Source organism: Haliea atlantica (assembly GCF_054779855.1).
Genome location: NZ_BAAGXL010000003.1, coordinates 226511 through 246525, shown reverse-complemented (window position 1 = coordinate 246525; position 20015 = coordinate 226511). Strand labels below are relative to the sequence as shown.

18 protein-coding genes and 1 tRNA gene are annotated in these 20015 nt (G+C 66.2%); 12 read left to right on the top strand and 7 right to left on the bottom strand.

Going from position 1 to position 20015, the window contains the following annotated elements; translation table 11 throughout:
- Window positions 1-47 precede the first annotated feature (47 nt).
- The 8 genes from ACYVGS_RS01190 to ACYVGS_RS01155 all read left to right on the top strand — a co-directional run bounded on the left by ACYVGS_RS01190 (window position 48) and on the right by ACYVGS_RS01155 (window position 10203).
- On the top strand, window positions 48-1742 hold the full coding sequence (locus ACYVGS_RS01190; RefSeq protein ID WP_460586797.1) for an acyl-CoA synthetase family protein: 1695 nt from the start codon (window positions 48-50) through the stop codon (window positions 1740-1742).
- Complete coding sequence (gene hrpA, locus ACYVGS_RS01185; protein ID WP_460586796.1) at window positions 1739-5494, top strand: ATP-dependent RNA helicase HrpA family protein; 3756 nt, start codon at window positions 1739-1741, stop codon at window positions 5492-5494. The genes ACYVGS_RS01190 and hrpA overlap by 4 nt, the downstream gene beginning before the upstream one ends.
- Before the next feature lie 205 nt (window positions 5495-5699).
- Window positions 5700-6050 (top strand): HvfA family oxazolone/thioamide-modified RiPP metallophore, encoded by a 351-nt coding sequence (locus ACYVGS_RS01180; RefSeq protein WP_460586795.1) that lies wholly within the window; start codon window positions 5700-5702, stop codon window positions 6048-6050.
- Complete coding sequence (locus ACYVGS_RS01175; RefSeq protein WP_460586794.1) at window positions 6050-6901, top strand: MbnB/TglH/ChrH family RiPP precursor modification enzyme; 852 nt, start codon at window positions 6050-6052, stop codon at window positions 6899-6901. Before ACYVGS_RS01180 ends, ACYVGS_RS01175 begins: the two co-directional genes overlap by 1 nt.
- Window positions 6894-7637 (top strand): HvfC/BufC N-terminal domain-containing protein, encoded by a 744-nt coding sequence (locus ACYVGS_RS01170; RefSeq protein WP_460586793.1) that lies wholly within the window; start codon window positions 6894-6896, stop codon window positions 7635-7637. Before ACYVGS_RS01175 ends, ACYVGS_RS01170 begins: the two co-directional genes overlap by 8 nt.
- Window positions 7638-7711: 74 nt before the next feature.
- On the top strand, window positions 7712-8419 hold the full coding sequence (locus ACYVGS_RS01165; RefSeq protein WP_460586792.1) for an MlaA family lipoprotein: 708 nt from the start codon (window positions 7712-7714) through the stop codon (window positions 8417-8419).
- 115 nt (window positions 8420-8534) lie between these two features.
- A complete protein-coding gene (locus ACYVGS_RS01160) occupies window positions 8535-9719 on the top strand; it encodes a PP2C family protein-serine/threonine phosphatase (RefSeq protein ID WP_460586791.1) in 1185 nt (394 codons plus the stop codon).
- A gap of 1 nt (window position 9720) precedes the next feature.
- Window positions 9721-10203 carry an STAS domain-containing protein gene (locus tag ACYVGS_RS01155; protein ID WP_460586790.1) on the top strand — a complete coding sequence of 161 codons (483 nt, stop codon included), beginning with the start codon at window positions 9721-9723 and terminating at the stop codon, window positions 10201-10203.
- A gap of 36 nt (window positions 10204-10239) precedes the next feature.
- Here ACYVGS_RS01155 and ACYVGS_RS01150 read toward each other — a convergent pair whose 3' ends face one another.
- From ACYVGS_RS01150 to ACYVGS_RS01135, 4 genes are read right to left on the bottom strand one after another with little or no spacing between them, the layout of a single operon-like run.
- Window positions 10240-10671, bottom strand: a complete 432-nt coding sequence (locus ACYVGS_RS01150) for a tellurite resistance TerB family protein (RefSeq protein ID WP_460586789.1) — start codon at window positions 10669-10671, stop codon at window positions 10240-10242.
- A complete protein-coding gene (gene tal / locus ACYVGS_RS01145) occupies window positions 10668-11618 on the bottom strand; it encodes a transaldolase (RefSeq protein WP_460586788.1) in 951 nt (316 codons plus the stop codon). The genes ACYVGS_RS01150 and tal overlap by 4 nt, the downstream gene beginning before the upstream one ends.
- A 16-nt stretch (window positions 11619-11634) precedes the next feature.
- Complete coding sequence (gene dusA, locus ACYVGS_RS01140) at window positions 11635-12633, bottom strand: tRNA-dihydrouridine(20/20a) synthase DusA (protein ID WP_460586787.1); 999 nt, start codon at window positions 12631-12633, stop codon at window positions 11635-11637.
- Between the two features lie 54 nt (window positions 12634-12687).
- On the bottom strand, window positions 12688-13146 hold the full coding sequence (locus tag ACYVGS_RS01135) for a hypothetical protein (RefSeq protein WP_460586786.1): 459 nt from the start codon (window positions 13144-13146) through the stop codon (window positions 12688-12690).
- Window positions 13147-13282: 136 nt separating this feature from the next.
- Between ACYVGS_RS01135 and ACYVGS_RS01130 the strand changes: the two genes are divergently transcribed.
- The gene (locus ACYVGS_RS01130) at window positions 13283-13609 is read left to right on the top strand and encodes an antibiotic biosynthesis monooxygenase family protein (RefSeq protein ID WP_460586785.1); all 327 of its coding nucleotides are present in this window, start codon (window positions 13283-13285) and stop codon (window positions 13607-13609) included.
- 10 nt (window positions 13610-13619) lie between these two features.
- On the opposite strand, the gene ACYVGS_RS01125 is transcribed toward ACYVGS_RS01130, so the two are convergent.
- The 3 genes from ACYVGS_RS01125 to ACYVGS_RS01115 are packed head-to-tail and all read right to left on the bottom strand — an operon-like array spanning window position 13620 to window position 17382.
- On the bottom strand, window positions 13620-14681 hold the full coding sequence (locus ACYVGS_RS01125) for an ABC transporter ATP-binding protein (protein WP_460586784.1): 1062 nt from the start codon (window positions 14679-14681) through the stop codon (window positions 13620-13622).
- Window positions 14678-16348: an ABC transporter permease gene (locus ACYVGS_RS01120; RefSeq protein ID WP_460586783.1), complete on the bottom strand. Its 1671-nt coding sequence runs from the start codon at window positions 16346-16348 to the stop codon at window positions 14678-14680. The genes ACYVGS_RS01125 and ACYVGS_RS01120 overlap by 4 nt, the downstream gene beginning before the upstream one ends.
- Window positions 16339-17382, bottom strand: a complete 1044-nt coding sequence (locus ACYVGS_RS01115; RefSeq protein ID WP_460586782.1) for a Fe(3+) ABC transporter substrate-binding protein — start codon at window positions 17380-17382, stop codon at window positions 16339-16341. The genes ACYVGS_RS01120 and ACYVGS_RS01115 overlap by 10 nt, the downstream gene beginning before the upstream one ends.
- Before the next feature lie 200 nt (window positions 17383-17582).
- On the opposite strand from ACYVGS_RS01115, the gene gltX reads away from it, so the two are divergent.
- The 3 genes from gltX (at window position 17583) to ACYVGS_RS01100 (ending at window position 20009) form a co-directional block, all read left to right on the top strand.
- Complete coding sequence (gene gltX, locus ACYVGS_RS01110; protein WP_460586781.1) at window positions 17583-19076, top strand: glutamate--tRNA ligase; 1494 nt, start codon at window positions 17583-17585, stop codon at window positions 19074-19076.
- Between the two features lie 2 nt (window positions 19077-19078).
- Window positions 19079-19876 carry a sulfotransferase family protein gene (locus tag ACYVGS_RS01105; RefSeq protein ID WP_460586780.1) on the top strand — a complete coding sequence of 266 codons (798 nt, stop codon included), beginning with the start codon at window positions 19079-19081 and terminating at the stop codon, window positions 19874-19876.
- A gap of 57 nt (window positions 19877-19933) precedes the next feature.
- Window positions 19934-20009, top strand: a tRNA-Ala gene (locus ACYVGS_RS01100).
- The last annotated feature ends 6 nt before the right edge of the window (window positions 20010-20015 follow it).

Below are 20015 nucleotides of genomic sequence, written 5' to 3'. Positions count from 1 at the left end.
ATGATACCCTGTACCGGTTGATTTGGCCTGTCCGGGAGCAGGAAAACATGAGCGAGGAAAGCGTGATCGAGCTGCAAAAGCGGGTTGCCGCGACCTGGCGCGAGCTGGGCGTGAATAGCCGGATTGATCTGGAGCGCTTCGACAACCTGATCGAACTGATTGAGCACGCTTTCCGCGAGCACGCCGACGAAGCGGCTTTCACCAGCCTCGGCCACACCATCACTTTTGCCGAGCTGGACGACCTGTCGGGGCAATTTGCCAGCTATCTTGAGCACCACACTGGCCTGGAAATGGGTGATCGCATTGCGGTGCAGCTGCCGAACCTGGTCCAATATCCGGTAGTCGTGCTCGGGGCCCTGCGCGCCGGCCTGGTGGTGGTGAACACCAATCCGATGTACAGCGAGCGGGAATTGCGCCACCAGCTGCAGGACTCCGGTGCCCGCGCCCTGGTCGTGCTGGAGGGCATGTCCGCCACGGCGGCGGCCGTGTTGCGGGACACTGGCGTCGAGCACGTGGTCATGACCCAGCCGGCGGATCTGCACCCCCCCTTGCGGCGCTGGCTCTTGAATACCGCGGCGCGCTACCTGAAAGGCAGCCGCCAGGCCGCCGGCCTGGAGCATGCCGTGCACCTGCGGGCGGCTCTCGCACTGGGCGGGGAGCGTCGCTTTACCTGGATCCCGACGCACCGGGACAGCCTGGCGCTGCTGCAATATACCGGCGGTACCACGGGGGTCGCCAAGGGCGCACGACTGTCCCACGGCAACCTGGTGGCCAATGTGCTGCAGGTAGATGAGTACATGGTCAGCCAGCCGCAGTCGCCGGGGCGCGAGGTGCTGATGCAGCCGCTGCCGACCTACCATATCTACGCTTTCATGACCTGCGTGTTTTCCATGGTAAACGGCTTTCACATGGTGTTTATCCCCGACCCGCGCAACCAGAAGGACCTGATAAAGCGCTTCCGCCAGTACCGCCCCTCGGTCTTTTTTGGCCTGAATACCCTGTTTGCGGCCCTCTGTGCCCGGGAGGATTTCCGCCGCCTGGATTTTTCGCAACTCAAGGTCACCATGTCCGGTGGCATGGCGCTGTCCCACGCGGCGGCCCAGCACTGGGAGTCGATCACCGGCTGCGGTATTTCCGAAGGCTACGGGCTGACCGAAACGTCGCCGGTGGTTGCCGCGAACCCGGGCAACCGCCGGGTGCTGGGTACCATCGGCCTGCCCCTGCCGGGGACCCGGGTCAAGCTGGTCAATGATGCCGGCGAGCCGGTGCCGATGGGCGAGCCCGGGGAGCTCTGCGTGCAGGGGCCGCAGGTGATGCAGGGCTACTGGAACCGGCCGGAAGACACCGCGGCCGTGCTCGACGAGCGGGGCTGGTTTCACACCGGTGACATTGCGCTTATCCGCGAGGACGGCTACCTGAAAATCGTCGACCGCAAGAAGGACATGATTCTGGTCTCCGGTTTCAACGTCTACCCCAACGAACTGGAAGATGTGCTCTACGAGCACGACGACGTGGTCGAGTGTGCGGCGGTGGGGGTGCCCGACGAGGAGACCGGGGAGGCGGTCCGCATGTATGTGGTCAGCCGCTCGGGCCAGCTCACGGTCGAGGCAGTGCGTGACTTCATGCGCCGCAGCCTCACTGCCTACAAGGTGCCGAAGCAAGTGGTATTCCGCGATGAGCTGCCCAAGTCGAATGTGGGCAAGATCCTGCGCCGGGAGCTGAAGGAGCCGGGTGACGCGTGAGTGAAGTTGCAGCAAGTCCGGTCGCCAGGGTGATTCCGCCCATTCGCTGGCCGGAAGACCTGCCTGTCGTACAGCGCCGGGAGGATATCGCCGCCGCGATCCGCGACCACCAGGTGGTGATCATCGCCGGCGAGACCGGTTCCGGCAAGACCACCCAGTTGCCCAAGATCTGCCTGGAGCTGGGGCGCGGCCAGCAGGCGCGCATCGGCCACACCCAGCCGCGGCGGCTGGCCGCGCGCACTGTTGCCCAGCGCATTGCCGCCGAGCTGCAGGTTCAGCTCGGCGACCTGGTGGGCTACCAGGTGCGCTTCAATGAGAGCGTTACCGAGGCCACCGCGGTCAAGTTGATGACCGACGGCATCCTGCTGGCGGAAATTCAGCGGGACCGCCTGCTGCGCCAGTACGATACCCTGATCATCGACGAGGCCCACGAGCGCAGCCTGAGCATCGATTTCCTGCTCGGTTACCTCAAGCAGCTGCTGCCGCGACGCCCCGATCTCAAGGTGATCATCACCTCGGCGACCATTGACCTGGAGAGTTTCTCGCGGCATTTCGACGATGCGCCAGTCCTCGAGGTGTCCGGGCGCGGTTACCCGGTGGAGACCCTGTATCTGGATCCCGCCGAGGACCGCGACCTGGGGCTGCAGCAACAAATTGTGCAATTGGTGGAGTCGGTCGAAGCGGGGGAGCTGGGGCCGCGGGGCGACGTGCTGGTGTTTTTGTCCGGCGAGCGGGATATCCGCGAGCTGGCCCACGCTCTGCGCGGGCGGGAGCGCCTGGAGGTGCTGCCGCTGTATGCCCGACTCTCCCAGGCCGAGCAGAACCGTGTGTTCGACCCCGCGCGGCGGCGCGGGCTGCGGGTGGTGCTGGCCACGAACGTCGCGGAGACCTCGCTGACGGTACCTGGCATTCGCTATGTCATCGACCCCGGGGAAGCGCGGATCAGCCGCTACAGTGCCCGCACCAAGATGCAGCGCCTGCCCATCGAGCCGATCTCCCGGGCCAGTGCCGATCAGCGCCGGGGCCGCTGCGGACGGGTTGGGCCCGGCGTGTGCCTGCGTCTCTACAGCGAGGACGACTACCTCGCCCGGCCGGCCTTTACCGATCCCGAGATCCTGCGCACCAACCTGGCCGCGGTCATCCTGCAGATGCTGCAGTTGCGACTCGGCGAGGTCCAGCGCTTCCCGTTCATCAACCCGCCGGACCCGCGCATGGTGCGCGACGGCTACCGCCTGCTGGAGGAGCTGGGCGCGGTGGAGCGTTCCGGCAAGCTCACCGGGCTGGGCCGCCAGATGGCGCGCCTGCCGGTGGATCCGCGGCTGGCGCGCATGGTGCTGGCCAGCGGTCAACTGGCTTGCCTGGAGGAGGTCCTGGTGATCGCCGCCGCCCTGGCGGTACAGGACCCCCGGGAGCGCCCCGCGGACAAGCGGCAGCAGGCGGACCAGCTGCACGCGCGCTTCCGCCACCCGCAGTCGGATTTCATCAGCTGGCTGAATCTCTGGCGCTACTACGAGGAGCAGCGCCAGGCCCTGAGTCAGAACCAGTTGCGCAAGCTGTGCCAGCGGGAGTTTTTGTCCTATCTGCGCCTGCGCGAGTGGCGCGACCTGCACGCCCAGCTGCGCATTGCCTGCCGCCAGATCGGACTGCGGCCCCGTGCGGAGATTGCCGCGGCGGAAGAAGAGCCTTTCGAGGCGATTCACCGGGCGCTGCTGAGCGGGCTGCTGTCGAATATTGCCCAGCACCAGGAAGGGCGCGAGTATCTCGGCGCGCGCAACCGCAAGCTGCAGATCTTCCCCGGCTCGGCCCTGGGTCGCAAGACGCCCAAGTGGATCGTCGCGGCGGAGGTGGTGGAAACCTCCCGGGTCTTCGCCCGGAGTGTCGGTGCGATCGATCCGACCTGGGCCCTGGAGACCAATACGGACCTGCTCAAGCACCACTACTACGAGCCCCGCTGGGACCCGCGCCGGGGGCGGGCCACGGCCTGGGAGCGGGTGTCCCTGTTCGGCCTGGTGCTGGCCGACCGGCGCCCCGTGCACTATGGACCCCTGGCCCCGGGGGAGGCACGGGAGCTGCTGATTAGGGAGGGCCTGATCGCCGGCCGTTTCCCGCGTCCACCCGCTTTCCTCAAGTTCAACCAGCGCCAGGTGCGCGAGCTGGAGGAGCTGGAGACCCGGGTCCGCCGCCGCGATCTGCTGGTGGACGAGGAGGTGCTGTTTCGCTTCTACGATGAGCACCTGCCCGGTGATATTACCACGGCGGAGAGCCTGCGCAGCTGGCTGAAACGGGAGCCCGCGGCGGAGCGGAATTTGCGTGTCTCGCGGGAGCTGCTGCAGGCGCGGGCACCGGAGGCCGGCCTTGAGGCGCAATTTCCCGACCGGCTGGCGTGGGGCGACCTGTCGCTGCGCCTGAGCTATGCGTTCGAGCCGGGCGGGGAGGGTGACGGTGTCTCGGTGACCATCCCCGTGGGCTTGCTCAACCGGGTGCCGCGCTATCGCTTCGAGTGGCTGGTACCCGGCCTCCTGCGGGAGAAGTGCATCCAGCTGGTCAAGGGCCTGCCCAAGGATCGCCGCAAGGCGCTGGTGCCGGTGCCGGACAGCGTCGACCGGGCCCTGGCGGGAATGGAGCCCGACGATGTGCCCCTGTGCCAGGCCCTGGCCCAGCGACTGTCGCGGCAGGCAGGGCAGCGCCTGGAGGCGGGCCACTTCAACCCGGAGCGGCTCGAGAGCTTCTACCACATGAATATCCGGGTGGTGGATGCCCGCGGCAAGTTGCTGGCCCAGGGGCGCGACTTGCAGGCCCTGGTTGACCGCTTCGCCGAGGACACCCGGGAGAGTGTCGCCGGTGGCGGTGGCGACAGCCCCGCCCGGGAGGGGCTGACCCGCTGGGATTGCGGCCCGCTGCCGGCGGAGTGGCGCAGCCGCCAGGCCGGCATCGAGATCGTCGCCTGGCCGGCCCTCGAAGACCGCGGGGAGAGCGTGGCGGTGATTCTCTGTGACTATCCCGGGCAGGCCCGTTTGCAGCATCGTCTCGGCGTGTTGCGACTGGTCGAGCTGCAGCAGCGCCAGCAGCAGCGCTTCCTGCGCAAGCAGCTCCTGCGGGGCAACCAGAGTCAGTTGCTGGTCGCCGGGGCGGGCCTGCAGCGGGACGCCCTGGTAGCGGACCTGGTGGACGCCGCCTATCTGCAGTCACTGGATCTCGGGGATGCCTGGTCGGTTCGTGATGCCGCCGCCTTCCAGGGGCTGCTGCAGCGCTGTGGCGGCGTGGTCGAGGTGGCCAACGAGCTGGAACGCAATGTGCTATCGGCGCTGGCCGCACTGGCCGAAGCGCGCCAGTGGCTGCAACGCAACCGGGACAAAAGCCGGACAGAATCACTGGCCGATATCGAGGCGCAAATCGAGCGCCTGTGGGGCGGGCATGCCCTCAGGGATGCCCCCCCTGAGTGGCTGGGTCAGTATCCGCGTTACATGAAGGCCCTGCAGCAGCGCGCCGAGCGGCTGGCCGGGCAGGCGGAGCGCGATCGCGAACGCACCGAGCAGCTGGAGGCCCTTCGTGAGCCCCTGGACAGCGCGATGCAGCGCTATCCCGGCCTGCTGGCCCTGTGTCCCGAGGCCGCCGAGTACCACTGGATGCTGGAGGAGTTCCGGGTGTCCCTGTTTGCCCAGCAGCTGGGCACTCGCCGTCCGGTGTCCGAGAAACGCCTGCGCCAGCAGTGGCAGTCGGTCGCCGAGTGGCTGACCCGCAACCCGGGTTGACGCGGCGGCTGACCGGCGCGGAGAGGGCGCGGGACCGCCCGGGGCCCTTGTAACATATTACCGTTTTCTGTATCCCTGTGACGGAACCGAGCCTGTCGGTTTCGTTCATACTCAATGAAGGACGATGGCTCAGGCTGTTGTTCGCCCCCGTCCGCGCGTGCTGGCGGGGGAGGATGCAAACTCAGATCACGGGAAGGACATAACCATGACACACTCCAGGAAACCCCTCGCCATGGCACTCGGTGCCGCGTTCCTCGCCAGCTCCGTGGCGCCGGTGGCCTCCGCCGCCAGCGACCCTTTTTCCGCCGAGACGCTGCGCGGTGGCTATGACCAGGCCAACTATGCCGACCACGAAGGCAAGTGTGGTGAAGGCAAATGTGGCGAGGCCGGTGGCGAGAAGAAGGATGCCGAAGGCAAGTGCGGCGAAGGCAAGTGCGGTGAGGCCAGCGGCGAGAAGGATGCCGAGGGCAAGTGCGGTGAAGGCAAATGCGGCGACGCCGGCGGTGAGAAGGACGCCGAAGGCAAGTGCGGCGAAGGCAAGTGTGGCGGCGCCTGATGCCTGATGCGCCGGCCATGCCCGCCGGCGCGGGCCTCGGTCTGCGGCGCTCCCTGATGGGGGCGCTGCAGGCCGCGGATCCCGCTGCTGTGGATTTTTTTGAGGTGGCCCCGGAAAACTGGATCGGTGTCGGTGGTCGCCTGCAGCGGCAGTTTCACCAAGTCGTGGCCGACCGGCCACTCCTGTTCCACGGCCTGTCCCTGGATATTGGCGGCCCGGACCCCCTGGACCGGGACCTGATCACTCGGATCGGTGCCCTGATGCGCGAATTGAAGGTGCCGGTCTACAGCGAGCACCTCAGCTTCTGCGGCGCGGGCGGTCATCTCTACGACCTGCTGCCGATACCCTTCACCCAGGAAGCGGTGGACTGGGTCGCCGGCCGCGTGCGCCAGGTGCAGGACATGCTGGGTGCGCCCCTGGTGCTGGAGAATGCCTCCTACTACGCCCAACCCTGGCAGGACATGAGTGAAGCGGCCTTCATTGCCGCGGTCGCATCGGAAAGCGGCTGCGAGCTGTTACTGGATGTCAACAATGTCTACGTCAACAGCATCAACCACGGCTACGACCCCCGCGACTTCATTGCCTCGCTGCCCCTGGACCGCGTTCGCTACCTCCACGTTGCCGGGCACTATGACGAAGCGCCGGATCTCAAGGTGGACACCCACGGTGCCGATGTCATCGACCCGGTCTGGTCCCTGCTGGCGGACACCTACGCCTTGACCGGTCCGCTGCCGACCCTGCTGGAACGGGATTTCAATTTTCCGCCCCTGGAGCAGTTGCTGGCCCAGGTGGACAGGATTCGCCAGCTGCAGGTTGCCGCTCAATCCGCGGGGGAGGCTCTGCGTGCCTGACCTGCACAGCGCCCAGCAGCATTGGGCTGCCTACCTGCGCAACCCGACGCATGCGGCACCACCCCCCGACGTCGAGCCGCGCCGATTGCAGGTCTATCGCGATCTGGTGTTCAACAATATCGAGGGTTTTCTGCGCAATGGTTTCCCGGTGCTCCACAGCCTGTACGCGCGCGAGAGCTGGCGCGAGCTGGTCCGCGCCTTTATTCGGGATCATCCCTGCAGCAGTCCGTACTTTCTGGAGATCAGCCAGGAGTTTCTGGCTTTCCTGATGCAGCACTACCAGCCGCTCCCGGCGGATCCGCCTTTTCTCCGGGAACTGGCCCATTACGAGTGGGTGGAGCTGGCCCTGGACGTTGCCGAGGACTCCCTGCCGCCCCCGGTCAGCCCGCCGCAGCCACTTCTGGAGACGAGCTTGCAGCTGTCCCCGCTGGCCTGGCTGCTGGCCTACCGTTTTCCGGTACACCGGATCGGACCCGATTTTCAGCCGCAGGAGCCGGGGGAGCCGGTCTACCTGCTGGTGTGGCGGAACCGCGCGCAGCGGGTGGAGTTCATGGTGCTGAACGCCGCGACCGCGCGCCTGCTGGAACTGTGTCGCGACCAGCCCGGGTGCCGCGCCGGTGAACTGATCGACGCGCTGGCCGGTGAGCTGCAGCAGCCGGCAGCGTCGCTGGCGGAGGCGGGGGCGCGACAGCTGGCGGAATTCGTCCAGCGCGACATCCTGCTGGTCGAGCCGTGAGGCGCATGCGCGTGGTTGCGGGGCGATCAGTGCAGGCGTACCATTCCGCGAATTTTTTCGTGTACGGATCGATGATGTCTAGTCTGCGCGCCCTGTTGCTGGTCTGCTCACTCCTGGTTCCCGGGCTCGCCCCCGCTGCCGAGTCGGACCCTCTGGAGTCCATCAACCGTCCCATTTTCGTATTCAATGACCAGCTCGACCGCTATCTCCTGAAACCGGTGGCGGAGGGTTACCGCTTTGTCCTGCCGGACCCCGCGGAGCGCGGTGTCAGCAATTTTTTCGATAACCTCCAGGACTTCAACGGTACCCTGAACGCACTGCTGCAGTGGCGCCTGCCGGAGGCCGCCCGCAATGGCGGCCGCTTTCTCTTGAATACCTCCTTCGGCGTGCTGGGTTTGTTTGATGTGGCTACGCCGATGGGCGTGGATCGCTACCGTACCGACTTTGGCCACACCCTGGCCCGGTGGGGCGCTCCGGAAGGTGCCTACCTGGTGGTGCCCCTGTTCGGGCCGCGCACGGTCCGCAGTGGTCTTGGCAACATTGTGGATACCTATGGTTCACTGGAAACCCAGGTAGACGATGTACGCACCCGCAATACGCTCTACGCGCTCGATATTGTCGACAGTCGTGTGCGCCTGCTGAAGGCCGAAGAGTTGATCACCGGCGATCGTTACATTTTCATCCGCGATGCCTATCTGCAACAGCGTCGGGCGCTGGTGACCGAAGGAGTCGTGGAGGACAGCTTCTCCGACTTCGAGAACGGTTGGGAAGATGATCTCTAGCGGTGCGGTTCCCGGCGGCGAAGCAAATCTGTGAAATCCTGCCCAAACCCGCTGCCCCGCATTGCTCCCGAGTGCCCGGGGGCGTACTGTCGGCGGCAATCAAGCCAAGTATTCCATGATGTCTGATAACGGCTACGTGCTGGTCATAGATGATGACACCCCGCGGGCACAGGCCCTGGCGGAAACGCTGTCGGGGGAGGGCTTCCGCGCCTCGGTGGCGACGACGCCGGACGAGGCCCTGGCCACCCTGCTGGGTGAAGAGGAAGTCGACGTCATGCTCTGTGAGCTGGACCTCGATGCCGACGCCTGGCGCCCGACCCGGCACGCCCTTCGCGAGCGCGACATGCAGGTGCCGACGGTCATTATCAGCGACCGGGCGGAGGTCGACCGCATGATGACGGCGCTGCGCCTGGGTGCCAGTGACTTTTTCGTGCGGCCGGTGGATGACCTCCAGGCACTCACCAAATCCCTCGACCGCTGCGTGCGCCAGCGGCGCCTTCGCCGCGAGCTGAAAGAGTCCCGGGAGCGCCTGGAGCAGGCCAATATCGAACTCAGGGGCACCGTCCACATGCTGGAGCAGGACCAGCAGGCGGGGCGCCAGGTGCAGTTGCGCATGCTGCCCTCGAGTCCCCTGGAGGTCGGGCATTACTGCTTCAGTCACCGGGTCATCCCTTCGCTGTTCCTGAGCGGCGATTTTACCGATTACTTCACCGTCGGCGCCCACCATGTGGTGTTCTTCATGGCGGATGTGTCCGGACACGGCAGCTCTTCGGCCTTCACCACGGTGCTGCTGAAAAACCTCTTTGCGCGCAAGCGCTCGGATTTCTTCCGCCGCGCGGACGCCACCATTCTCGACCCCGTGGACATGCTGCAGCGGGTGAACAAGGAGCTGCTCGGGCTCTCGGTCGGGAAGTTTGCTACCATTGTGGTGGGTGTGCTGGACACCACGGCCAACAGCCTGCGCTACAGCGTGGCGGGGCACTTGCCCCTGCCGGTACTGGTGAGCGAGGGCAGGGCCCGATACCTGGACGGCGAAGGCAGTGCCGTGGGCATGCTGGAGGACGCCGAGTTCTCGGAACAGTTCCTGGAGTTGCCCGAGCGGTTTACCCTGGTGCTGTTTTCCGATGGCGTCCTGGAAATCCTGCCGCCGGGGGACCTGATCGCGCGGGAAAAGGCCCTGCTGCAGGTGGTCGAGGAGACATTGGGGTCGCCGAAGGCGCTGGAGGCCCGCCTTCAGCTGGACCAACTGGAAACGGCCCCCGACGACATTGCTGCGCTGTATATCAGCCGACGGGATTGAGATGGACGAAGGCCGCATTCTCGCTGCAAGCAAGGACGGTGCCTATGTCATTCGCATGACAGGGGACGTGCGTCTGACCCTGTGCACCACCATCGACGATTACTTTCATCGCATGCTGGAAAACCCCGAGTTTGCCAGCGTCTGGGTCGATCTCTGCGACGCCGAGGGGGTGGACAGCACGACCCTCGGCCTGCTCGCCAAGCTGGCGCTGGAAGTGCGGCACCGCTTTGGTTTCATGCCCGCCATCTATTCCAGCAACCCCGGCATTACCCGCCTGATCAAGAGTATGGGCTTCCAGCGCCTGTTCGAGCTGCACGAGGATGTCTGTGCCAACCCCGACAACGTGCACCGCATCCCGGTGGTTCAGGGCAGTGAGGATGCCGTGCGCGAGAAGGTGATCGAGGCCCACCGGGTACTGATGGGGCTCAACGAGGAAAACCGCGTGCGTTTCAAGGATCTGATGGCCGCGCTGGAACACGGCTGAGGCGCCGCCACGCAGCCCGGGTCTGTGCTTCTGCCCTCAGTCGGGACGGGTCTCCAGTTTGGCGCGGATGAAGTCCTCGTGGGGCACGTAGATCAGCTCGGCGACCTTGCGGATGAGGTGTTCTTCGTAGTGGTGCAAGCTGCCATCGGCCCAGGCCACCTGCCACATCAATGCCACCAGCTCGCGCTTGCGCTCCGGGCTGAAATGATCATTGATCACCCGCGTGAATTCATACAGGGAGGTGGCGTGATCGGCGCGGGTTCCGGCTTCGGCCAGCAGGGACCGGACTTCCGTATCCGGCAGATCCAGGGCTTGCCGCAGGGCCTTTTCCAGCGCTGCGTCCTCCTCGAAATCCGACCGCGCCGTTTCCACCAGCAGTGCCGCGGCAGCCAGTTTCAGGCGGTGCTCGCGCTGCGCCGGACTCTCCTGTTCATCCACGGCAAACAGCTTGACCAGGGAACGGATCACAGCGCCGCAACCTGCTGTTCCAGGCGCACCTGGTCGGCGATGAAATTGCGAATTCCCTCGGCCAGCTTCTCCGTGGCCATGGCGTCCGCATTCAGTTGCAGGCGAAAGTTCGCTTCCACCAGCGACTGTGGTGTATCGGAGCTCTCCAGGGCGGGGGAGAGACGCCGGGGCAGCTCGCCGCTGTCCTGTTCCAGCTCTTCCAGGAGAGCGGGACTGATGGTCAGGCGGTCACAGCCGGCCAGGGCTTCGATTTCGCCGGTGTTGCGGAAACTGGCACCCATCACCACCGTGTCGTAGCCATGGGCCTTGTAATAGCGATAGATGCGATCCACTGACTGTACCCCGGGGTCGTCGGTGGGGCTGTGCACCTGCAGGTCCGTGTTGGCCAGGTGCCAGTCGAGGATGCGGCCCACGAAGGGGGATATCAGGTAGACGCCGGCATCGGCACAGGCGGCGGCCTGGGTAAAACTGAAGAGCAGCGTGAGGTTGCAGTGGATGCCCTCTTTCTCCAGGACTTCACCGGCGCGGATACCCTCCCAGGTCGAGGCAATCTTGATCAGCAGACGGTCGCGGCCGATCCCCAGCGATTCGTAGAGTGCCACCAGTCGGCGCGCGCGCGCGATGGTGCCCTGGGTGTCGAAGGAGAGGCGGGCATCCACTTCCGTGGACACGCGCCCGGGAATGATGCGGTTGATCTCCCGGCCCACGGCAACCGCAAAGCGGTCGCAGCAGTCCGCAAGTTGTTCGGCATCGCTGCCGCCCTGTTTTTCTGCGGCGCGCCGGGCCTCCCGCAACAGTTCCGCGTAGTGGGGTAGCCCCGCGGCCTTCAGCAACAGGGAGGGGTTGGTGGTCGCGTCGGTGGGCTGAAAGCGCCGGATGGCTTCGATATCGCCGGTGTCGGCAACGACCTGTGTCATGTCCTTGAGCCGGGACAACTTGTTGGGCATCTGCTGAGGTCCTGTGTCAGGCGGCGCGCCGCTCGGCGGCACGGCGGGTGTATTCTCGGGCCGCCAGCAGCACGTCAATGCCGGCACCCGGGCGGTGCGCGTACTCGCTGATGTGACGGCGGAATTGGCGGGCGCCGGGCTGGCCCTGGTAGAGGCCCAGCACATGGCGGGTCATGTGTTTGAGGGGAACACCGCGGGCGAGTTCCGCCTCCAGGTAGGGCAGCAGCCGGTCGATCACCTGGTCGCGGCTGCTGACCGGGTCGGGCTCGCCGAACAGTGTGCTGTCGACCGTCGCCAGCAGCCAGGGGTTCTGATAGGCGGCCCGCCCCAGCATCACGCCATCCAGCTGCTGCAGGTGCTGGTCACAGGCAGCGAGGCTGTCGATGCCGCCGTTGAGAACGATCCCCAGCCCCGGCAGCTCGCGCTTGAGCCGGTACACCCAGTCGTAGTTCAGGGGCGGGATTTCCCGGTTCTCCTTCGGGGATAGGCCCTGGAGCCAGGCCTTGCGGGCGTGCACGATGAAGGTGTCACAGCCGGCCTCCGCGGAGGGGGCGACAAAGTCCAGCAGCTGCTGGTAGGACTCCATGTCGTCAATGCCCAGCCGGTGCTTCACGGTCACGGGTATGTCGCAGGCGTCGCGCATGGCGCGCACGCCCGCGGCGACCCGCTGCGGCTCTGCCATCAGGCAGGCGCCGAACTGGCCCGACTGCACCCGGTCCGAGGGACAGCCGCAGTTGAGGTTGATCTCCCGGTAGCCCCAGTCCTCGGCCCAGCGGGCGCAGCGCGCCAGATCCGCCGGCTCGCTGCCGCCGATCTGCAGTGCCACCGGCTGCTCGGCCGCAGCGTAGCGCAGGAAGCGCTCGCGGTCGCCATGGATCAGGGCCCCGGTGGTCACCATCTCCGTGTACAGCCGCGCGCGCCGGGTCAGCAGGCGCCAGAAATAGCGACAGTGGCGGTCCGACCAGTCCATCAGGGGAGCGGTGCAGAAACGGTGGCTGTGGGCTGTTGACGACATCGGTTTCGCTTGCGGAATGATCCAAACCCGTATTCTATCGCGATTCGGCACCGACTACAGGTCGTGCATGCGATTGGCCTGGTGGGAGAGCAATTGGGTTTCCTTCTCCTCCAGCTCGAGCACCTCCTGCAGGATTTCCGCTGCATGGGGTGGCTCCACGCGTTCGCCCAGGAAGCGATAGAGCTGGATCAGCCGGTTGTGGCAGTCGAGAATGCGCGCGGTGAAGGCATCCCCGTTGCCCGATTCGACAGCACCCAGGCGGAGTTCGCCATCGCCGGGCAAGCGGGTTTCCAGGTAATGCTGCACGCGCGTGGCCAGAACATCGTCGTGGCAGTCGGCAACGAAGCGCTCCAGTGCCAGCGCCAGGTGCTCCTCGTGCTCGGCGAGATAGTCCAGCAGATAGCTCACCGGTTCGTCACCGGTGCCCTGGCGGGCCCGCTCCAGGTCGGCGGCCAGGTGGCTGTGGGCCTTCTGTGTCCACGTCAGCAATTCTTTGAGTGTCACCGGAGTCATGTCGAGTTCCTTCTGCGTCAGTGAGGTCTGTCCTCAGGTTCCAGTGTAGTGCACTACACTAGCAGTGTTGACCGCTGCGGCCCAGGGTCCTGGCCGCAGTTTGGTATTCGGCCGCAGGCGGAGGCATAATCGGGACATGCATTATATCTTTGAGGTTTATCTGCATCCGGGCTACAGCGCAGAGCAGTATGCCGAGGCCTGGATACGCGCCAGCGAGATCATTCAGCGCGCACCCGGTGCCCGGGGAACGCGCCTGCACCGCAAGATCGGCGACCCCTCGCGCCTGCTCGCCATCGCCACCTGGGAAAGCAAGGCGGCCCGGGACGCCATGGAGGGCAACCTGCCGCAGCAGGTTGCCGACATCATCGCGGAGCAGTCGCCCCATGTGGACATTACCCTGATCGGCGAGTTCGAGGCGCCGGAGTGGGAGGTGATACCACCGGCGCTGAAAGCCGACGCCTAGTTGTGATCTTTCAGTCGGCTGTGGGCTCACGCGGCGGCGCGAAGACCACCACGTGTTGCAGGTTGAAGCGGATCGGCAGCTCGCCGCCCAGAGGGACGTCGATGTGGCTCGGGGTAAGGCAGGGAACGCGCTGGCCGTCCGGCAGCAGCAGGTCGTAGAAATAACTCGCCCCGCGGAAGGCCTTGCCCACGACGCGCAAGCGGGTGCGGCTGTTTTCCTCATACTCGACGTCGTCGGGGCGCACTAGCAGCCGCAGGTGTTCCCCGGGCTCCCAGTGGCCGTGGCTGCGATCCAGGCTGCCCAGGCCCTGGTTCAGCTCGCCCGCCGCATCCACCGTGGCGCTGACCATGCTGCCGTGGCCAATGAACTCCGCCACGAACTCGTTGGCCGGGTTGTGGTAGAGATTGTAGGGCGTATCCGACTGCGCGATCCGGCCCCGGTGCAGCAGGCTGACCCGGTCGGCCATGGCAAAAGCCTCGTGCTGGTCGTGGGTCACCAGGATGGCGGTGACACCGTTCTGTTTCAGCAGCTCGCGCACTTCCCCCGCCAGCTGCTCGCGCAGTTCGCTGTCGAGGCTGGAGAAGGGCTCGTCGAGCAGCAGAATCTCCGGATTGGGCGCCAGCGCCCGGGCCAGTGCCACACGCTGCTGCTGCCCGCCCGAGAGTTCGTGGGGGTAGGCACTCGCGTAGTCGTCCAGGGAGACCAGTGCCAGCATTTCCTCCACCCGAGCGCGGCGGGTGCGCCGGTCCAGGTGCGAGAGGCCGAAGGCGATATTGCGGCGCACATTCAGGTGGGGGAAGAGGGCGAAATCCTGGAATACCATGCCCACCTTGCGCTGCTCGGCCGCGACCTGCTCGCGCGGCGTCGACAGCACGCTGCCGTGGAGGGCGATGGAGCCCTCCGCGACCCGTTCAAAGCCGGCGATGGCGCGCAGCAGTGTGGTCTTGCCGCAGCCGGAGGGGCCCAGCAGGCAGCCGATCTGTCCCTTTTCCAGGGTCAGTGACACATCCTCTACCGCCGTGAATGCACCGTAGCGCACGGTAACCTTGTGGACTTCGAGTTGACTGTTCACGCGTTGTTGTCGCCTCGGGACAGATTGCGGGTCATGAGGATAACAGGCAGCAGACCGATCAGCACGATGGCCAGAGCCGGCAGCGCGGCGTCCGCCAGGCGCTCGTCCGAGGCCAGCTCATGGGCGCGCACTGCGAGTGTGCTGAAGTTGAAGGGGCGCAGGATCAGGGTGGTGGGCAGCTCCTTGAGGACATCCACGAAAACCAGCAGCAGCGCGGTCAACAGGCTGCCCCGGAGCATCGGTAGGTGTACCCGGCGCAGTACTTGGGCGGGGCTGTGCCCCAGGCTGCGGGCCGACTCGTCCAGGGCCGGGCGGATCCGCCCGAGGCCGGACTCCACCGATTGCAGGGCGACGGACAGGAAGCGCACCACGTAGGCAAATACCAGCGCGGCGAGGCTGCCGCTGAGCAGTAGGCCAGTGGAGACGCCCAGCCACTCCCGGGCCAGGCTGTCGATGCCATTGTCCAGCCAGGCGAAGGGGATCAGGACACCCACGGCGATCACGGTGCCGGGTACGGCGTAGCCCATGCTGGACACCCGCACGGCGAGGGTTTCCAGCCTGCCGGGATGCAGGCGCCGACCGTAGCCCAGCAGCAGGGCCAGGACCAGGCAGCACAGCGCCGCCATCGCCGCGAGCATGAAGCTGTTGCCTACCAGGTCGAGGAAGGGAGCCTCGAGGGCACGCGCGGGATCGTCGAAGGCCCAGCTGGCCAGCTGGAGGGCGGGCAGGAGAAAGCCGGCGCTGACAATGGCCAGTGCCAGCAATGTGCAGAGTGCCGCGCGCGCACCGCGCAGCTGGATGCGCCGGGACTCCTGGCGCGCCGACGCGGGATGGAAGCGCAGTCGCAGGCGCGAGTAGCGCTCCAGGGCAAACAGCGCGAACACAAACAGCAGCAGGAAGGCGGCCAGCTGCGCCGCTGTCTGCAGCTCACCCAGGCCGTACCAGGTACGGAAAATCCCGGTGGTGAAGGCGCTGACGCCGAAATAGGCCACGGTGCCGTAGTCGGCCAGGGTTTCCATCAGGGCCAGGCTGATGCCCGCGGCAATGGCCGGCCGGGCCATCGGCAGAGCCACCAGGAAAAGGGTCTGCCAGGGGGTCTTGCCGAGGCTGCGGCTGGCCTCGAGTACCGCGGTGGACTGCTCGCTGAAGGCGACGCGGACCAGCAGGTAGACGTAGGGGTAGAGGACCAGGGACAGCATGCAGATGGCGCCGCCGAGGGAACGGATGCTGGGAAACCAGTAATCCCCGTAGCCCCAGTCGAAGCTTTCCCGGAGCAGGCTCTGCACCGGGCCGGCATAGTCCAGCATACCGGTGTAGGTGTAGGCGATGATATAGGCGGGCATGGCCATGGGCAGCAGCAGGGCCCAGCTGAACAGCCGTCGCCCGGGGAACTCACACATGGCGGTCAGCCACGCGGCGCTGACCCCCAGCACGAAGGTGCCGACGCCCACGCCGAGCATCAGCAACAGGGAGTTGACCACATAGTCCGCCAGTACCGTGTCCACCAGGTGGCCCCAGGCGGGGCTGTAGCCACCAGCCAGGCTGCCCACGATGACCAGCACCGGCAGGCTCAGTATGGCGGCACACAGAAGCAGACACCCCCGCCAGAGGCGGGGGCGTCGCAGGGGCAGGGCTGCTGCCGGGGTCGCTGTGGTGCTTACTTCCAACCGGCGCGATCCATGGCCATCACGGCGTCGGCATTGCGTTGACCCAGTTCGGTGACATCCAGGGTGTCGCCGCGGAATTCACCCCAGGCCGAGAGAACGGCGCTGACCGGAATGCCATCGCGCACCGGGTACTCGTTGTTGGTTTCCGCGTACCACTGCTGGCTCTCGGCGGTCAGCAGGAAGCGGATCAGGGCCCGCGCCGCGTCGGGATTCTTCGCGGCGCGGGTCAGGCCGGCGCCACTGATATTGATATGGGTACCACTCTCGCCTTCAGCCTGGTTGGGCCAGAACAGGGCCACCGCGTCCGCCGCGGCCCGCTCTTCGGGTTCGCTCGAGCGCAGCATGCCGCCCAGGTAGTAGCTGTTCACCACGGCAACGTCGCACTGGCCCACGGCGACGGCCTTGATCTGGTCGCGGTCACCCCCCTGGGGCGGGCGCGCGAAATTGCCGACCAGGCCCTCCAGCCAGGCCATGGTTTCCTCTTCACCGTGGTTGGCCAGGAAGCTCGCCACCAGGGACTGGTTGTAGATGTTGCTGGAGGAGCGGATACAGACGCGGCCCTTCCACCGGGGCTCCGCCAGTGCCTGGTAGGTGCTGAGTTCTTCGGGATCCACGCGGTCGGGGGCATAGACGATCACCCGGGCGCGCAGGGAGAGCCCGATCCAGTAGTCTTCAGAGCTGCGCAGGTGAGCCGGCACCAGGGCGTCCAGCTCGGGCGCGCCGAGGGGCTGCAGCACACCGGCTTCCTGGGCGCGGTAGAGGCGGCCGGCATCGGTGGTCAGCAGGAGGTCGGCGGGGGAGTTGCGACCTTCATTGCGCAGCCGGGTAAGCAGGGCGTCACCATCGCCGGTCACCAGGTTCACGTCGATACCAGTGTCGGCGGTGAAGCGATCCAGCAGGGGCTTGATCAAGGCTTCCTGGCGGGCGGAATAGATGTTCACTTCCGTGTTCTGGGCCTGCGAGGGTGCCGTGAAGGCCAGCTGCAGGCCCAGCGTGGCGCCCAGCAGGCCGCGCAGCAGTGTGCGATATCCCATGACGTGCTCTCCCGTCCTGTTTGATGGTAACGCTAATTATTCGCATTAACGCCACCTTTGGCAAGGGTGTAGTTTGCGGCCTCGTCATCCGGCCCGCAAGCGCTCTGTCTGGCGGGAGGAGCCGGGGAGGGGCGCCCGTCTGTGTGCAGGCGCGGGCGGGACCCGTATAATCGCGGTTTTTCTTCAGGGATGATTGTCGCATGACCGTACGCACAAGAATCGCACCCTCGCCGACCGGGGACCCCCACGTCGGCACGGCCTATATCGCCTTGTTCAACCTCTGCTTCGCCCGCGCCCACGGTGGTCAGTTCATCCTGCGCATCGAGGATACCGACCGCGCCCGGAGCACCCCGGCCTCGGAGCAGGCGATCCTGGACTCCCTCCGCTGGCTCGGTCTGGAATGGGACGAAGGTCCCGATATCGGCGGCGACTGCGGGCCCTATCGCCAGAGCGAACGGATGGAGCTCTACGGTGAGTACGCCATGCAGCTGGTGAAGGCAGGCAAGGCCTTCCGCTGTTACCGCACCCCGGAGGAGCTCGAGACCCTGCGCGAGGAACGCCGGGCCGCAGGCAACAGCACGGCGCTGAAGCCGGCTGACCTGATGCTGCCTGAGGACGAGGTGGCGCGCCGCGACGCCGAGGGCATGCCCTATGTGATTCGCATGGTGGTACCGGATGAGCCCGGTGCCTGTGCCGTCGACGATCTCCTGCGCGGTACCATCGAGCTGGACTGGAGCATGGTGGATGCCCAGATCCTGCTCAAGTCCGACGGCATGCCGACCTACCACCTGGCCAATGTCGTCGACGATCACCTCATGGGCATCACCCATGTCCTGCGCGGGGAGGAGTGGATCAATTCCGCGCCCAAGCACAAGTTGCTCTACGAGTATTTCGGCTGGGACATGCCGGTGCTCTGCCACCTGCCGCTGCTGCGCAATCCCGACAAGTCCAAGCTGAGCAAGCGCAAGAACCCCACCAGCATTCTCTACTACCAGCGCATGGGCTTCCTGCCCGAGGCCCTGCTCAACTACCTGGGGCGCATGGGCTGGTCGATGCCCGATGAGCGCGAGAAGTTCTCCCTGTCCGAGATGCTGGAACATTTCGATATCCAGCGGGTCTCCCTCGGCGGTCCCATCTTCGATGTGGAGAAACTGCGCTGGTTGAACGGCCTGTGGATTCGCGAGGATCTGAGCCAGGCGCAGCTGGCCCAGCGTCTGGTGGCCTGGGCCTACAACGCCGATACGTTGAACGCCGTGCTGCCCCACGCCCAGAAACGCATGGAGGTCCTCAGTGATTTTGCGCCGCTGGCGGCCTTCCTGGTGTCGGGTGAGCTGCCCTTGCGGGAGAGTGATTTCGATGGCATCAAGGCGGAGCGGGAGACGCTGGTGGCGAACCTGCAACTGGCCCTGTGGCGCCTGGAAGCCCTGCGTGAATGGGATCGCGACCAGGTGTGGTCGGCCCTGAAGACGCTGGCGGATGCCCGGGGCGTGAAGATCCGCGACTTCCTCGCACCGCTGTTCATCGCCGTGGCCGGAACCAGTGCCTCCTTCTCAGTGGTCGACTCCATGGCGATTCTCGGCCCCGACATGAGCCGCGCCCGACTGCGCCACGCCATTGGGGTGCTCGGCGGCGTGTCCAAGAAAGCGGCAAAGCGTCTGGAAAAGGAATACGCGGCGCTGACCGCGGAGGGCTGAGCGTGACGCCGGCCCTGGATTTTCTGCTGGTCGGTGCCGGGCGCTCCGGTACCAGCCTGCTGACAGCGCTGCTCGACCAGCATTCGGCGCTGACCGTCGGCTTCGAGGTGGGCGGGACCGGGGGACTGCGCGGGCGCAGTATTCCCGAGCGCTCGGGGCGGGTGCTCGAGGACCGTATCGAGGCCTTTCTCCACGCCTGCTCGGCGGCCGCTGCGGCGGCACCCACACCCCGCTGGGGCAACAAGATCACCACGGAGCAGCTCGCCGGGCTCAATCGCCACAATCTGCACCAGGCCCTGCGCGGGGAGCCCGCCGAGGCCATTCTGGACACTTTCTTCAACCGGGCGCTGGCCCGGGTCCCGGTGATCTACCTGATGCGGGACGGTCGCGCCTGTGTGGATTCCAAGATGCGCCGCGCCGGTCAGGATCTGGCCCAGGCCTGCGACAACTGGCTGTACGCCGTGGAGGTTCACGATTTTCTGCGCGGGCGGGACAAGACGCTGTTCCTGCGCTTCGAGGATCTGGTCGCCAATCCGCGGGGGGAGCTCACACGGGTTCTGGATTTTCTCGGCCTGACTTTCGAGTCGGCGCAGTTGTCGGAGCAGGGCACCGCGCACCCCTCCATGCCCGCGGCCTATCGACGCGCGGGTATCGAGGCGGATCGCGCGGCGGCCCCGGCGGCCGACCATCCGGCCCTGCCGAGGATCGGGGCAGCCTTGAGGCGCTGTGGCTACCTTCCGGCCGACGACGATGAAAAAGTTTTCCGCCAGGCGCTTGACAGCCCAGGACGGCCTCTCTAGAATTCGCGTCCTCAGTGATTGAGGCGGCCAACAAAGGCTGCTGATTCAACCGTTTACGGGGCTATAGCTCAGCTGGGAGAGCGCTTGCATGGCATGCAAGAGGTCCGCGGTTCGATCCCGCGTAGCTCCACCAAATCAA